Below are 14,721 nucleotides of genomic sequence, written 5' to 3'. Positions count from 1 at the left end.
ATAGAAAACGTTAGTATCTATTATTGCGCTCCAAATACTTCAGCTAGCTTTTTGTCCAACTCAGTATCCGTTTCGGATCCGCTGGCATAGCGGCCTACAATCATGCCGTTCGGATCGATCAAAATCTTGGTCGGTAAGGTACTGATGCCAAAGTGGACAGAAATGGATTTAGAACGATCAAATTCACCGTTTTCAAACTTTAGTCCATTAAGTACATGTCTCCAAATACCTATTTTATCTTGATCGACAGCTTTATGCCAGGCAGCCTGACTCCGATCATCGTCGGCAACGCCGATAATTTCGAAGCCTTTGCTTTTATATTTTGTATACAGGTCTATTAAATGCGGATTACCCTTTCGGCAAGGCACACACCAGCTCGCCCAAAAATCTAGCAGCACATATTTCCCCTTTAATTCAGCAAGTGCAATAGCCTTTTCATTGATATCGGTTGCCTCAAATTCAAATGCTTTACTTCCCGGCGAACCGTTTTTGATGCCCTGAATCTTTTCTGCGATCTCCCTCCCGTTACCGCTGTTCTTGATCTGATCGGATAAACCATTATATAAACCCTCGATTTTAGCAAGATCGGCACCTGTTGTCATAAATTGCATAAGAAAAGAACTCACATACGAATCTGGGTTTTTCTTAATAAATTCCACATCCAACTGGGCTAGTCGGTCATTAAATGGCGTAAAGTTTTCCCGGTAATCATAGGCCTCCTCCTTCAGCTTCTTCACTTTAGCCTCCAGCAGCTTCAGTTCGGCATCCGCATCCATGTATTGTTTATTCAATCGACCATATTCTTCCAGCACAGGTTCCATTTCTTTGCGGATGACTTTTTATCTACATTCAATTTCGACCATTCATCCTGCGACTTTGAACCTTTGATCAGGGCATCTTTGAATTTGTCTTTCTCAAGCCGGATACTCATCTTTTTGGGTTCTAAATAAAAACTTACTGCATTCGGATCGTCCACACTTCTGCTGTTGCGGTCCACATAGAGATAAGCCATGACCGGCTCTTCGATTTTACCTTTAAAAACAAAAGCATTATGTTCGATTTTTACACTGTCCAAGGTATGCTTGCTTCCATCCCCGCTACGATAGCCCAGGTAGACATAGGGCGATGAAACGTTAACAGTTTCGCCCTTCAGTACAAAAGGTTGCTGCCCAAGAGCAACCACCGTTAAATTGGCCAACACACTATGCTTACGATGTATTTTTTCATTAGTTTCTAAATTTAAGATCGTTATTAAAATTCATGTTTATCAACTCAATTCTTTATTACCTCAATTCTGAACCAGGTTAGGATTCGCGGTGATCTCTTCCTCTGGTATCTGCATGATTACTTTTTTGTCGGTCGGGCTGATATTCAGTTCGGCAGAACTACCAGATTTATAATTCCGCGTCATGGGCAGACCATTCCGGAATTCATCGTAACTGGCATGCCCTTCAAATGCCAGTTCCAGCTTGCGCTGCTTCAGGATCTCAGTGAGCAGTGCTTTTCCTTCCAGCCCCGATAAAGCAACCAATCCAGCCCGCCGCCGGATGATATTGACATCATTCAAGGCACTGGCCGCATTATTTAGCTTTGCATAAGCCTCCGCCCGATTGAGGTACATTTCGGCCAGCCGTAGGTAACGGAAGGGTGAAAAAGTATAAAGTGACAGATAGCGGATCATATATTTTGACACTGCCCGTGTATCGTCGGGATATCCTGGTGTTAGATTGTTGATGTAAAAACTATTTCGCTTGTCGTTAGTCTCCAGCAAAGACAGCAAATAAGGAGAAGGCCGATATAATCCACCGGTATAACCGATCTGTACCGGCATCGCAAAATAATTGCTGATCAGCCCCTGCGAATAATCTATATTCACCGCAAAGATGTCCTCTTTGTTGTTGATGTTATTTGTTTTATAATAATCGACATAAGCCTGATCCTGCAAAAGCTGATAGCCCCCTCTTTAATCACTTTGTCGGCATATTCTGCGGCTTTCTGGTTGGCACTTGCTACCGGATTATCGACAGTTCCACCCATGTACAGATACACTCTGGACAGTAATGCATAGGCGGCGTATTTACTGCCATAGCTGTTTGATTTTTTTGTACGAATAGTGGTGCTGCTGTCTCCAGATCGTTTAGGATCTGTGCGTACACCTGCTGTACAGAGGCTCTTTTCGGCGCAAATTCAGGGCCGTTCTTATCATCTAGAACAAGCATCACCCCAGCGATTCACCGGGCGACTGATGATAAGGTTTGCCATAGAGTCGTACCAGGTTGAAATAGACATAAGCCCGTAAAAATAAGGCTTCGGCTTTTGCCTGCAAGATTTCGGCGTTGGTCTCCGTATCTTTAACATGACCCAATATCTTGTTGAGGTGCAGCAGAACAGTGTAACTTCCGCGCCAAAACTCGTAGCTATGCGAACGGTCTTTTGTACTGGAGTTGATATAGTTAAACACATCCGTATTCTTGTTCACCTCGGCATCCAGCGCCCTGATCGTGTTGCCCTTTGCTTCTGAGAGGAAGATGAGCATATCATTATAATTAAAGGAAGATGCCACCGCACCACCGGCCACCAGGTTATAAGCGCCCACCACAGCCTTGCTATAGCCTTCGGGGCGTTCAAACTGAATATCCTCAAAAATAACATTATGCGGACGGAGTTCATCCAGCTGCTTATTACAGCTGCTTGTCAATCCTGCAACAAGCATGCTGACTAGAAAATAAAGACTTCTATTTCTATGATATCGGTATATAGATCTGATTTTCATCTGTAAATAATTAAAACGTAACTTGAACTCCCAGTAAAAAACGTCGTGGATTTGCAAAGCCCGCGCCTACACCGCCAAACGAGCTTCCGCCGAGTGCAGCCCCTTCGGGATCCGCACCTACAAAATCTTTGTCTTTAATGACCAACAGATTGTCTCCGCTGAGGTATACGGTCGCATTTGTCATTTTTATACTTTTCAGAATATGCTGTGGCAAAGTATAAGCCAACCGCACATTGCGCAAGCGGGTATGGCTACCATTTCCCCATATTCTTGAGGAGCGGTAAGTCAGTGCGGTCCAGGCATTAGGATCCGTGCTGAATACATCCGGATAGTTGGCCTCCGTATCGCCCGGTCCCTTCCAGACATGCTGGTTATCGCCGAACGCGATATTATTGCGGCCCTGTCTTGGTGATGTCGGACTCTGAAAGTTATTGACGATACTCATCATCAAATAATTGCCATACTGAAACCACCATTCAGCGCTCAGGGTAAATGCTTTGTATTGAAAAGTATTGGTAAAACCGCCAAAAAACTTTGGTGTAGCCGAGCCAATCGGCTGCCAGTTGCGCAGGTCGCTCGTAGCGCCGAGTCCCTCTACAATCGTTTTTTCACCATTGACAAAGTTATAATGCTGCATATTGCCATTATCCGGATTGATACCGGCATATTCGACGGCCTTGATGACGTTAATATCCTCACCGATCTTTCGGTAGTAAGCGCGCGAATAGCCATCCAGCAGCGAGTCCTGATAGAGTTTTGTGGTTTTATTTTTGTTGACGCTAAAATTAAGGCTACTATGCCAGTTAAAATCGGTTGATTTAATCAGATGCGCATTGAGCATCAATTCCAGCCCTTTATTGACAATCTGCCCTACATTTTGGTATTGTGCCAGCGAACCTTGGGCAGAGGGCAATAGTACATTCTGCAGTAGTCCATCGCTTCGCTTATGATACATATCGAAGGTGATACCCAAACGACCAAATAATAGGGCATCCACCCCAATATTGGTATTGTATAGCGTTTCCCAAGAGATGATGGGATTTGCCAATTGCGAAATGCGGACCCCTGTATTGCCCTCCTGCTCATAACGGAAGAGGGAACTGCCATTTCCTGTTGCATAGAAGGTTGTATTCAAATAGCCATCCCCAGATCGCGCCCCGAAGTCCCATACGAAGCACGCAATTTGAGGGAATTAATTGCTTTGACATCTTTTAGAAAATCTTCCGCAGACAGCAGCCAGCCTGCGCTCAGGGAATAGAAAGTACCATACCTTTTATCCCGTCCAAAATTGGTTGTGGCATCTGTCCTTACTGACGCTGAGGCCAGGTATTTTTGTCTATAGCTATAATCGGCCTGTCCGAATACCGAAAATGTTGCTCTTTCCCGATAAGCTCCGATCGGTGAATAAGGTGTTGAATAGGCCAGGTCTACTGCACTGCCAAACCTTTTGCCGCCCCCATATTCCGTTCACCGGCAAGCAGATCGTTCATATTGACCGTAGACAAGTCTGTGGTACGTTTGCCCCACTCCTGCCCGACCAGCGCCGACAGGTTGTGCTGCCCAAAATTTTTCCGGTAATTCAATGTATTGGATGTCAGATAGTCGACCATTTTTGTCTCCTCCAGATCCAAAGTTCCATTGGGCACGGTCATGCCCGGCCGGAATAAATAAGGAAAGCCACCATATCGCCCAGAAAATGATCTTGGATCAAAATAAGAGTTGACATTTGTACCCATATAATTGATTGAGTTGGTACTCTGGATACTCAGTTCCGGCAAGATATCATAGCGTAAGCGCAAACTACCGAGGTGATTTTGCACATTCGTCAAACGTGTGTTGTCATAATCCTTTTCGGCAAGAAAGTTTTGCATCCAGCTTGTCGTGACCGGACCATAGTTGCTCGACTGTTTAAGCTGCAAGCTATCCAGCAAATTGCCCTGCTCATCATAAGGCGACATAAAAGGCTGGATCATATACAGTTCAGGAACACCGTTTCGCCTCGAAGTTCGGTCTACGATGGTACTGAGGTTAAGGCTAGTGTGAAATTTGCGCGATACAGCGTGATCAATATTGACCCGCAAGCTTTTACGGTCAAAAGAATTATCATATAACGCACCATTCTCTTTAAACCAGCCTATACCGGCATAAAACTTTGTCTTTTCTGTACCACTTCGGACGCTAACTTCGGTATTGCGCAGGTTGCCGTTGCTATAAATGGCATCTTCCCAGTTGAAATTCCGTGAGTGATCTGCATCGGTATATACACGGCGTTCGCGGATAAAATCATTTACGTCGGGAAAAGTCTTGCGGATAGATTCCGTCTGTTCCCAATAGCGGCGCATCTGCTGATCCATAAAACCGATGAGCTCGGTCGTATTCATAAAGCGCAGGTCGCGTTTTGGCTGGATAATCCCATATTGAATATGTGCATCTACCGTACTCTTGCCCGACAGTCCCCGTTTGGTCGTGATGACGATGACACCTTGTGCTGCCCGCGAACCATATATCGCTGTCGAAGAGGCATCTTTCAGTATCGAAATATTTTCCACATCGGCTGGGTTCACAGCGTCTTGCACGGCCTGGTAATTGGTAATTATCCCATCGACCACAATCAGCGGTCCCAGATAGTTGTTGGTAGGTGTCGTCATGGAGGACTGCCCCGTTCGACCACCTGGCCTTTTGCGCCGGACTCACCCGATGTCTCCGTGATATATAAACCTGTGGTTTTGCCCTTTAACATGGACAGCACATTGGACGAGGTGACACTGCTACGCAGGACATCCCCGCTGACCTGCTGCACAGCGCCTGTCACTTCAGAGGCTTTCTTATTCATATAGCCCACCACGACCAGCTCTTCCAGGTACTGGCTCTGTTGCCGCAAGCGGATCGTTCCAAAATTTTCAGTTGCTTTTATCCGCTGTGGCAGATAGCCCAGCAAGGAAAACTCCAGATAGCTTTGGTTGGGTACATGTTCGATATAAATATCCCCACTGCCGTTGCTGCTGGCGTATTTCACTATTTTTAGATCTGCTGAAAGCACTTTAACAGTCACGCCCAAAAGACCATTATTGAGTGAATCCGTCACCCGTCCCCGAACGGTCATTTCATCCTGCGCAACCATCGACTTTCTTGCAGCCGTGGCCTGCTGTTCCTTGATAATGATCAGCTTGCCCTCAAGCTCATAGGTCAGCGGCAGTCCTTGAATGATGGACTGTATAGCCTCCTGGAGCGGCTGATTTTTAATATCGACGCTTATGTTCCTGTTGCTCTCCACTTGCTGTGCGGACCAGATGTAGTGGTAGCCGGTCTGTTTGTTGACCTCCCGAAAGGCTTCCTTGAGCGTAATTTTTGTGCGCCTGAGCGTCACCATCTGCGCAGCCGTCTTGGCGCTGATATGGACCAAAAACAAGCTGCAAATTATAGCGGTAATTGCTGTTTTCATAATACACGTTTTGGTTCGGTTAGGTAGCCAATGTACATCTTTCTTGTTTATTTTATACATTTGTGTTGGTTAGTTAGGTATTAAAATGTGTTGTTCAAGATAGTTTTGATCACGACTGACAATGTAGATCGGGGGCGCCGCAAACGCCCCTGATTATTGCCCGGTTCGCCATCTCATTAAGTTGTTCCCTTGTTTTATTTCATAGGCAATCTGGTTTTTAGGGTTCTTATTATCGTTTGTTATCCTGGTCTTTTTATTAGCGTTTATTTTTTCCTGACAAGCAGCAGTTTGCCTTTGCGCTGAAATCTGACATCACCCGTCTTTTCCAAGGTTTTCAGCAATGTATCCAGGTTCTCATAGCGGGGTATGATGCCTTCAAATTTCAGTTTCTTTAAGTTGGCATCTTCAAATTCAACATCGATAGCATACCAGCGTGCCACCTGGTTTAAGATGATCTCCAGCGACTCATCCGAAAAGTTGAATGTACCCTCTTTCCAGGAGATATAACCCGAACTTTCAACATCTGCAATCGTGATCGTTCTACCGCGGATAGTGGCTTGCTGATTTGGTTTAAGAAATTGTTTGTTGGATCCGTCCGGCAGCGACAGCTCCACCTTGCCCTCAACCAAGGTCGTCCGATCCGGCTCACCGTTGTAAGCTGTGACGTTAAATGAGGTGCCTAGCACCTTGATGGTCTGACCTGGGGTATGCACGACAAAGGGCAGCAGTATTTTTCCTTACCTTTTGTCCTATACTGGTGTGCCACTTCAAAATAAGCCTCCCCTTCCAATTCCAGCGTCCGGGTTTCGCCAGTCCGATCAACGATATAGCGCAGACGAGAATCCGCATTCAGCCAAACTTTTGATCCGTCGGGAAGCGCAATTTTATAGGTCCCCCTTTCGGGACATCAATGACCATATTTCGTCCGCTCACATCCTCAGCAGCTACTCCTAGGACCAATGATCCATCTGCATAAGCCAGTTGCTCCCCAGGACAATCTCCGACTGGCTTTCGCTCAGGTCCACTTGCGTACCATTGTCCAGCCTGATTGTTGCTTTATTTCCACCCGGTGAAACCGTAGTCTGTCTTGGAGCGCTTGCATCGTTATTGACCAGATAGCGTACCGTAAGCCCCAGTCCTGCCAACAGGACGATCGCACCGACAAGCCGGATCCACTTGTTGTGAAAGCTTATTATTTTCGCCGGTTTCGGCTGTTGAATTGTCTGCAAGACCTTTTGCTCCAGCCCCTGCAACCAATTATCTTCGGTATCAAGCTGCTCTCCATGAATAGGATCGCTTTTAAATTCCCGCCCAATCAGCTGGCGCAGTTGTGCATCGTTTTGCTCATCCGCGATCAATTGCTCCAGCTCCAGCATTTCCTTTGGGGTCAATGTATTCGCCAGGTAACCTTCAAACAATTCTGAAAAACGAGAAGTTTGCATAGCTCTTTTATTTAGTAATACGAACGAAATGAAAAAACCAATGAAGCAATCTGAAAAAAAAAAAAAAATTTATAGCACAGCCTTTAGGTATGACCCGCTTTCCGGTGAAGCCTTTTGAAAAGAAGCTTAAAATAGGGATGTTTAGAGTGTATCCGGGGCAAAATTCGCAAATAAAAATACTAGCAATACCATTGATGCCAATTCAGGGTGCTGTCTGAAATAAGCCTTGATGGAAGCATTCGCATTGGTGATATGGGAATTTACTGTGGCGACCGAAATGGATAAAAGCTGGCTTACCTCTTCATAGCTCTTGCCTTCTATTTTGCAGAGTTCAAAAACCCGGCGACGTTGCTCGGGCAACTGCTGGATACCACGTTGTAGCACAGCCAGCAATTCTTTATCAAAGATCCCCTCTTCGATATGGGAGTAAGCTTCGATAATATGAGCGAAATAATCAATAGACAAGCGTTTTTCACGTGCGGCTTTGCGTAATCGGTCATAGACCAAATTTTCGGCTATCTTGTACAGATAGCTCAGGTAACGTTCGGGGTCCAGGTTATCCCTATTTTTCCAAACCCGTAAAAATAGTTCCTGCAGGAGCTCTTCGATATCCTCCCGGGACTTGATCAACCGTGACATGGACAAAGCCAGCGCACCTTTGTATCGGCCCATCAGCTCCTCCAATGCCAGTTCATCACCTGCTTTCAGGCGAAGTAGTATATCCGATTCCGTTGTATAAGCTATGTTTTTCAAGTAAAACGATCAAGTTGGGGTTGCCTGCCCTAAAGTTAGTAATAACAAGTTAAAGCGCAAAGCCTCTGCCCCGATCTTAAGCCAACCGATGAAATTCAGGTTGCCAATACAAGTGTGCAAACAGACCTGGGTGGACACTCTGGCAGCATATTGTCTCCATGATATGCCGTAATTCAAAACTATTAAAAAGTTCTTTTAAAAAGTAAGTGGAATCCGAAATGCTCCATGATGCTTTAAGACGACTGTAGTTTTGTCATGCGGTTCAATTTGGCACAGAATGTGTATTACTTTAGACTCATAATTTAGGTTTATAATTGGTTAGTTAAGACGCTTGCATCTCCCCGGTTCAAGCGTTTTTTTTATGCTTTCATACCAGTAAAATAAAAAGGCCGGATCAATTGCTGTTCCGACCTTAAAAAAACTATCCTTTAATCCTACGTATACCTTCAATCTTAGCATATCTTCAACTAATGAACAATGCTAAAGGCAAAATAGTTTCAATAAATGGTCAATGGGTTTGTAGGTCCTAATTTCCGCATAACCTTGCTCTGACACAACGAATAGGCATTGCCGTTCTCGACATAATTCCAACATCAAATGACTAAACAATTAACTCAAATAGAAAAACACTTCTGTTTTAACAGAGAAATGGTAAAATTTAAAACGAGGTAAATGGATTTTTAAACCAATAGACTATTGAAATATAGCGGATAGGTATTGTGCGTTGGTATTGAGCGCAAAATGAATTCATATGACGCAATAATATGAATCTATTTTTTCTGGAAATACTCTGATGGGGGAACGCCCATTACGGATTTAAATACGGAAGAGAATTTGCTTATGCTGGAAAAACCGGCACTTTCAGCAAGGATGGAAAATTTGACATTGAGCAATTCGGGGTCACGTTCAACTCTTTCAATCAAGTAAGCGATACGGGCCTGTTGGACGTAATTGTTAAAATCCTGACCTGTAACCATATTGACAATATAAGAGGCATAACGTTGGTTGGTACTAAGTAAATCAGCCAGATCACCCAAACTCACCCCTTCTTTAAGAAGAACTTATTGCTATGCGCCTTATTGAATTCTTCTATTAAACGATCTGCAGTAATCTTGCTGATTAATACTTCCCCTTTTTGGATTGTTCGGTTTCAATTTTATCAGGAATAATTTCATCAAATTCTTCATCCTCTTTGATAACAGAATCCAATGAAGATACATTCTTTTGCTCTTTTTTAATTGCCGCTGTTTGTAGGTAATGACTAACAAAAGCACATTAATTACGCAAATGGTAATATTTAAAATGAGAATTAGAATGTTGTAATTGCCTTCCATAAATTTTGTTAATTCACTTTACAATACGTATTAATTACTACAAGCAGTTATATCATAGATTTCGAACCGAGACATTCCTACTAAATATTAAATCATTGAAGTAAACGGTTAATTGACTAATTTTTAGAGATAAAAATATCTCCGGAGCGTTTACTATTTTTTCAAAGTAGCCTCCTCACTTTGATCACCGCGTTTATCCTTTATTGCTATTCAATAAAACACTTTGCCGCTATTCAAAATTCAACAAAACAAAGTCTATATGGACTATTTCGAACAGCCTACCAAGCTTTCCATTTTCCGTAAAAAAACATTCGGTATATCTATACAGCATAAAACATACATTTTGAATATCCAATAAATCAATATTTCACCAAGATTTTCCGTATCTATAAAAATAGATTTTACTGATATCAACAACTTTCTTTCACATATTGGCAAACACAATTCGGCAACGCTAAAGCAATGATCCTTTTTTGTAGACATATCGCTACAAACCTCCACTTTATTCAATAGCTTAATCATCTATACAGTTATATAAAACCATATCCAGCGAAAGTCGATCCAATCATCTTTTATGCATTCCATACTGATGCATGAGGTTGGTTGTTTTTAAAAACTTGTGTAACTCTTGTTGAATCGGCTATTCATTTTATAGTTTCACAGATAGATGTACTAAACATAGAGAAAGTTAGTATTAAAACAAAATAACTTTTCTATTAACTATTTTTCAAATAACAAGAAAATCAGCGTTTTGTTTGTTCTCTTACTAAGAGACAGCCATTACTTTAACATGGTGGGTTTATAAAAAATGGCGTTATTGATTTTACCCTCTTAAGGATTAAAACTGATTACCAGTCTTTTATCTAAATATGTAAGAGAGCACTCGAATTAGCTATTCTTCCTTCTTTTTATACGCATAATATCAATTTTGTAGGTCTTTTCTGCATAATTGATTAGGATTTCAAGATCATTAATTTTATTGGTTAATACATTTTGGAAACGTAATAACTCCATGTTTCTATTTTTGAAATTAGCCAATTCTGATTCAAGCCGTATAATTTTCTCCTCAGCTGAAGGCCTTATATCTTTTTCACTCGTATTTTTACAATTTATATCCTTGTTTTGTTCTTTCTCAATGTGATCAGCTTTCATAGCACGCTTCGCCCAACTGACTATTGTTCTCCTATCTTTGACCTGACTCTGCTCCATCGCTTCCTCAATCGTTAACTTGCCCATTAATACCTGCCTGGCGACATGTAACATAAGCGTCTTTTTCTCATTCATACACAACTTGACACTAGGTTAAAACTTATTACAATACATATATCTACAACTATCTAATCTATACGTTTAATTGGTTAGTTTTTCCAATGAAAGACCGTGATCAGACCTATAGTCGATCACGGCTTTATTCATCGAAATAAAAACATGAAAGATCATGTTGCGTTCTTGACGCTCTACTTATTCAATGCTATGATGATACCTTCCAGATCTCCATTATCAAGATTGTAATCAATGAACTTGCCAGAACAACTAAACAAATTTTACGAGAATTTTATTGATTTCAAACTACCATCTATCAAAACTTTCAGTTAACGGACATTACGATAAAAGAAAACTTTAATAAATATGATTCATCAACTATAATCCCAACTATGTACTGATCATATTTTCATCGACTAAAAAAATTTTCAGGAAACACTCAATTTTTAGCGTCAAAATTCTTGAAATGTAAATCAAAAACAATGTTATATTTTATACGTTTTTTATCATCTAAACAGATTACGAATCTTTCGAGCAAATCTTTTCCCAAAACCTCGCCCTTCGTCGGCATTATAACCGTAGCCGTAACCATAGCCATAACCATAGCGCGATTGCCCCATTTCAATTCCATTGAGGATCACTGCAAGATTTGATAGTCTCTTTTCTTCGTAAATTTTCTGTATTTCTGGTAATTGACGTTTATCCATTTTCCCCGCCCGTACAACAAATAATGTCAAATCTGAAATACGGTCTACAACAGTAGCATCTGCAACTATTCCCATCGGCACCCCATCAATAATAATATAATCGTATTGATTACTTAGCTCAGCAATCATTTGATCAAGTCTTTTGCTCAATAATAATTCAACAGGATTTGGTGCTTCTGTACCAATGGAAATATAATCAACATTTCCACCGCGCAAATTTCTGTGAATTATTTCTTCTATACTAAGATTAATATCGGAGAGGTAATGGCTCACACCTTTGCCCTCTTTGATACCGATACGCTTACTTAGCGTTCCCTTGCGCAGATCCAGATCGATAACAACAACTTTTTTATCCAAAAACGACAGCGTATTGGACAGATTTAATGAAGTAAACGTCTTCCCAACGCCTGGGATAAAAGATGTGAACGTAATTACTTTAGGATGTTTTCCCCCTGGACATAAAACTGATGTTTGTGCGGAGGATACGGAATGCCTCTGTCAATGGATCCCTACCCACACTACTAACCAATATACTATCCTGTGCCGATCGCCTCGTTCTGATGAAAGGTATCTCACCCAATAGCGGCACCGTGATAGCATCTTCAACATCCTGACGGCGTCTGACCCCGGTGTCGAGTATCGATAGGGTCAAAATAATAATGGCTGGCAAGATAAAACCAATTCCTATCCCCAAACCTAATTTACGTATTTTACTAGGGCCGATTGGCTGAAACGATGCTGTTGCGGGATCAATAATCCGAATATTATCTTCGGTCATTGCCTGATTTATCGCATTTTCTTCACGTTTGTTCAATAAATACAGGTAAAGTTCTTCCTTTACTTTTTGTTGCCGTTCAACAGATAACATCACCCGTTGTTTTTGCGGAACCTGTAGTGCTTTTCCCCGAGCCTGATATTCTTCGCGTTTCATATTATTGGCCTTGATATGAAGCCCACCAATTGCATTATCTACCGCTCGGGCAATATTGTTTCGTATTGCATTCAGCCCTTTATCCAGATCCTGAACAACAGGATTGGCCTCACTGCTCCCTTCGATCAGGCGATTACGTCGCAGTAGTGTTGCATTATAGTCGCTGATCTGAGCCTCGACACTCGCGTCCACCAAGCCCGTATTGTTGGGTATCAAATCAGTTCTTTTCGCTTTATCTGCCAAATAATTACGCATCATTTGCGCAAGATTCATGTCGGTCTCTACCTTTGTCCGTTCGGCCTGATATGTACGTGTATCGGCAAAATAGGCTTGGCCCACCGTTGCAGCATCCATTCCCTGATTTTGTATCCGCAGGTCCTGAATATTCGACTCCACAGCACCAAGCTCCTGTTCGATGATGGACAGACGCTCCCTGATAAAATTGGCTGTGTTTATACCAATCTGATTTTTATCCTGCAGCGCGATCTCATTATAGACGACCACCATCTCCCCGATCAGGTCCGTTGCACGTCTGGGATTGGTATCCTCACAGACCAACTGAAGTAAAGAGGCATCCTCCTCCATCTGTGTGATGGATAGGGTCGATACAAAGTAGTCTACCATATCCTCCAGTGCATATTTGCTTACCTTGATCTCCTGATCAAGATACGAATCTGTAATATCCTTATTCCGCTGGACAACAAGCTGTCCTATGGGCGTCTTAACCGTCTTACCCAAGGCAGTTTTAATCTCCAAAGCTTTATTTCCTACACTCCAATTGGATAACAATACTTGATTATTCCCCAATAATGTCACTGTAAACGAGAACGATGCTTCTTCCTTCACTTGCGGCAGGGTAATTAATACCGGACTATTCTTGTAGAGTTCTTTCTGCCTTAACCCTTCTACGATTGAGTAGCTCATTTCTGCCCCGATCCGTTTCACCGTCTGCCGCATCAGCTCTTTGGATTTTAGCTGTAGAATTTCACTCGCCACACTGATTGAGTTATAGGCCTCGTTCGTTCTTGAAATCCGCGCTGTTCTCGGGGTATTCATCGGTGTTTTGATGATGATCGTTTCCGCACTTCGAAAGATGAAGGGAGATTTTGCATACTGGTAATAATAATACGCGCCAAATATAAGAATGGATAAAGCAAACCATTTCCAATGGTAGAGCAAATGCTTTAACACATCCAATATATTGATAGATCTGTCTTTTGTATTGTGGTATATTCTGTTGCTTTCATCTCTTAGTTATTTTATCACGTTATTTTAACAGGTTTATCGCAGTTAATATGACAGTAACCACACCTGTCGCTATGGCGGCAAATCGCCAGGTCCGATCTTCCTTCGGTGTGCTCTCAGCAGCAATCGGCTCCACATAAACGATATCATTTTGCTGTAGGTAATAAGCTGGTGAATCGAATATATCTTGAGATCCGATATTATTGATCAGCTTTTTGCGTACGCCATTCTCCTCACGTATGACCGTTACGCGGTCTGAAGCAGCATTGCGTGTCAACCCACCAGCTTTTGAAATGGCCTCCAGTAGATTAATACGAGCATCCGGAACATCAATAATACCAACTCGATTCACTTCCCCATCACGTTGACCTTGAGATTCAAAAGCTCAACCTTGACAATCGCATCTTTGATAAACCCGCCGTCCGAAAGACGCTTGGACAATAGGTCACGCACCTGCTCCAGGGTTAATCCTTCCAAGTGGAAATTACCCAAAATTGGGAAGGTGATATTTCCTTGCTGATCGATCAAATAACTCTGGCTTTCCTGTCCAGCAGTATTGCTACTCACACCATTTTCCTTTTCGCCCAAACTGTAACTTCCGCCAATCACATTAAAAGGGGCCGCAAGTTCAGGGTTTTTTGCACTGATTTTGATGCTTAGCCGGTCGCTTTTTTGCAATTTTAACATCGGAACATCAAGCATACGATAGTCTATATTTGGAACCATGTCATTGACATAAACAATTTTCTTGGGGTCGCACAGGAACTAAAGAGGGCCAAACCAAGTAAAACAATCCATAAAGTGAGTTTTTTCATTTTTTATTAATAAGTT

18 protein-coding genes are annotated in these 14,721 nt (G+C 42.3%); all 18 read right to left on the bottom strand.

From position 1 onward, the window contains the following. Window positions 1-20: 20 nt before the first annotated feature. Entirely contained in the window at window positions 21-821 is an 801-nt protein-coding gene (locus KUH03_RS33070; protein ID WP_257088567.1) for a TlpA family protein disulfide reductase, read from the bottom strand. Then, a complete protein-coding gene (locus KUH03_RS33065) occupies window positions 788-1,198 on the bottom strand; it encodes a DUF4369 domain-containing protein (RefSeq protein WP_257088566.1) in 411 nt (136 codons plus the stop codon). The genes KUH03_RS33070 and KUH03_RS33065 overlap by 34 nt, the downstream gene beginning before the upstream one ends. Window positions 1,199-1,288: 90 nt before the next feature. Beyond that, window positions 1,289-1,945, bottom strand: a complete 657-nt coding sequence (locus tag KUH03_RS33060; RefSeq protein ID WP_257088565.1) for a RagB/SusD family nutrient uptake outer membrane protein — start codon at window positions 1,943-1,945, stop codon at window positions 1,289-1,291. Window positions 1,946-2,009: 64 nt separating this feature from the next. Then, complete coding sequence (locus tag KUH03_RS33055) at window positions 2,010-2,222, bottom strand: hypothetical protein (RefSeq protein WP_257088564.1); 213 nt, start codon at window positions 2,220-2,222, stop codon at window positions 2,010-2,012. Further along, a complete protein-coding gene (locus KUH03_RS33050) occupies window positions 2,219-2,773 on the bottom strand; it encodes a RagB/SusD family nutrient uptake outer membrane protein (RefSeq protein WP_257088563.1) in 555 nt (184 codons plus the stop codon). The genes KUH03_RS33055 and KUH03_RS33050 overlap by 4 nt, the downstream gene beginning before the upstream one ends. 10 nt (window positions 2,774-2,783) lie before the next feature. Next, window positions 2,784-3,908, bottom strand: coding sequence for a TonB-dependent receptor (locus KUH03_RS33045; RefSeq protein WP_257088562.1), 1,125 nt, complete (start codon window positions 3,906-3,908; stop codon window positions 2,784-2,786). Between the two features lie 292 nt (window positions 3,909-4,200). Next, entirely contained in the window at window positions 4,201-5,421 is a 1,221-nt protein-coding gene (locus KUH03_RS33040; protein WP_257088561.1) for a TonB-dependent receptor plug domain-containing protein, read from the bottom strand. Continuing rightward, window positions 5,418-6,215 (bottom strand): secretin and TonB N-terminal domain-containing protein, encoded by a 798-nt coding sequence (locus KUH03_RS33035; protein WP_257088560.1) that lies wholly within the window; start codon window positions 6,213-6,215, stop codon window positions 5,418-5,420. Before KUH03_RS33035 ends, KUH03_RS33040 begins: the two co-directional genes overlap by 4 nt. Window positions 6,216-6,478: 263 nt before the next feature. After that, window positions 6,479-6,928, bottom strand: coding sequence for a FecR family protein (locus KUH03_RS33030; protein ID WP_257088559.1), 450 nt, complete (start codon window positions 6,926-6,928; stop codon window positions 6,479-6,481). Then, window positions 6,895-7,050 (bottom strand): hypothetical protein, encoded by a 156-nt coding sequence (locus KUH03_RS49510; RefSeq protein ID WP_373564870.1) that lies wholly within the window; start codon window positions 7,048-7,050, stop codon window positions 6,895-6,897. The genes KUH03_RS33030 and KUH03_RS49510 overlap by 34 nt, the downstream gene beginning before the upstream one ends. 115 nt (window positions 7,051-7,165) lie before the next feature. Then, entirely contained in the window at window positions 7,166-7,657 is a 492-nt protein-coding gene (locus KUH03_RS33025; RefSeq protein ID WP_257088558.1) for a hypothetical protein, read from the bottom strand. 141 nt (window positions 7,658-7,798) lie between these two features. After that, complete coding sequence (locus tag KUH03_RS33020; RefSeq protein ID WP_257088557.1) at window positions 7,799-8,410, bottom strand: RNA polymerase sigma factor; 612 nt, start codon at window positions 8,408-8,410, stop codon at window positions 7,799-7,801. 770 nt (window positions 8,411-9,180) lie between these two features. Then, window positions 9,181-9,453, bottom strand: a complete 273-nt coding sequence (locus tag KUH03_RS33015) for an AraC family transcriptional regulator (RefSeq protein WP_257088556.1) — start codon at window positions 9,451-9,453, stop codon at window positions 9,181-9,183. A gap of 1,179 nt (window positions 9,454-10,632) precedes the next feature. Next, window positions 10,633-10,980: a hypothetical protein gene (locus tag KUH03_RS33010; protein WP_257088555.1), complete on the bottom strand. Its 348-nt coding sequence runs from the start codon at window positions 10,978-10,980 to the stop codon at window positions 10,633-10,635. A gap of 533 nt (window positions 10,981-11,513) precedes the next feature. After that, entirely contained in the window at window positions 11,514-12,128 is a 615-nt protein-coding gene (locus KUH03_RS33005; protein ID WP_257097548.1) for a CpsD/CapB family tyrosine-protein kinase, read from the bottom strand. A 22-nt stretch (window positions 12,129-12,150) separates the two neighbouring features. Beyond that, complete coding sequence (locus KUH03_RS33000; protein ID WP_257088554.1) at window positions 12,151-13,836, bottom strand: GNVR domain-containing protein; 1,686 nt, start codon at window positions 13,834-13,836, stop codon at window positions 12,151-12,153. A gap of 76 nt (window positions 13,837-13,912) precedes the next feature. After that, a complete protein-coding gene (locus KUH03_RS32995; RefSeq protein WP_257088553.1) occupies window positions 13,913-14,242 on the bottom strand; it encodes a hypothetical protein in 330 nt (109 codons plus the stop codon). Further along, window positions 14,239-14,616 (bottom strand): polysaccharide biosynthesis/export family protein, encoded by a 378-nt coding sequence (locus tag KUH03_RS32990; protein ID WP_257088552.1) that lies wholly within the window; start codon window positions 14,614-14,616, stop codon window positions 14,239-14,241. Before KUH03_RS32990 ends, KUH03_RS32995 begins: the two co-directional genes overlap by 4 nt. Between the last annotated feature and the right edge of the window lie 105 nt (window positions 14,617-14,721).

The organism is Sphingobacterium sp. E70 (assembly GCF_019285695.1).
Classification (GTDB): Bacteria; Bacteroidota; Bacteroidia; order Sphingobacteriales; family Sphingobacteriaceae; genus Sphingobacterium; species Sphingobacterium detergens.
The sequence above is the reverse complement of the archived record's forward strand: the minus strand, read 5'-3'. Positions and strand labels throughout refer to the sequence as shown.

Coding starts and splice junctions, on each gene's coding strand:
- KUH03_RS33070 (WP_257088567.1), bottom strand. CDS start 821: ATGGAACCTGTGCTGGAAGAATATGGTCGATTGAATAAACAATACATG.
- KUH03_RS33050 (WP_257088563.1), bottom strand. CDS start 2,773: ATGAAAATCAGATCTATATACCGATATCATAGAAATAGAAGTCTTTAT.
- KUH03_RS33040 (WP_257088561.1), bottom strand. CDS start 5,421: ATGACGACACCTACCAACAACTATCTGGGACCGCTGATTGTGGTCGAT.
- KUH03_RS33035 (WP_257088560.1), bottom strand. CDS start 6,215: ATGAAAACAGCAATTACCGCTATAATTTGCAGCTTGTTTTTGGTCCAT.
- KUH03_RS33025 (WP_257088558.1), bottom strand. CDS start 7,657: ATGCAAACTTCTCGTTTTTCAGAATTGTTTGAAGGTTACCTGGCGAAT.
- KUH03_RS33010 (WP_257088555.1), bottom strand. CDS start 10,980: ATGGGCAAGTTAACGATTGAGGAAGCGATGGAGCAGAGTCAGGTCAAA.
- KUH03_RS32990 (WP_257088552.1), bottom strand. CDS start 14,616: ATGGTTCCAAATATAGACTATCGTATGCTTGATGTTCCGATGTTAAAA.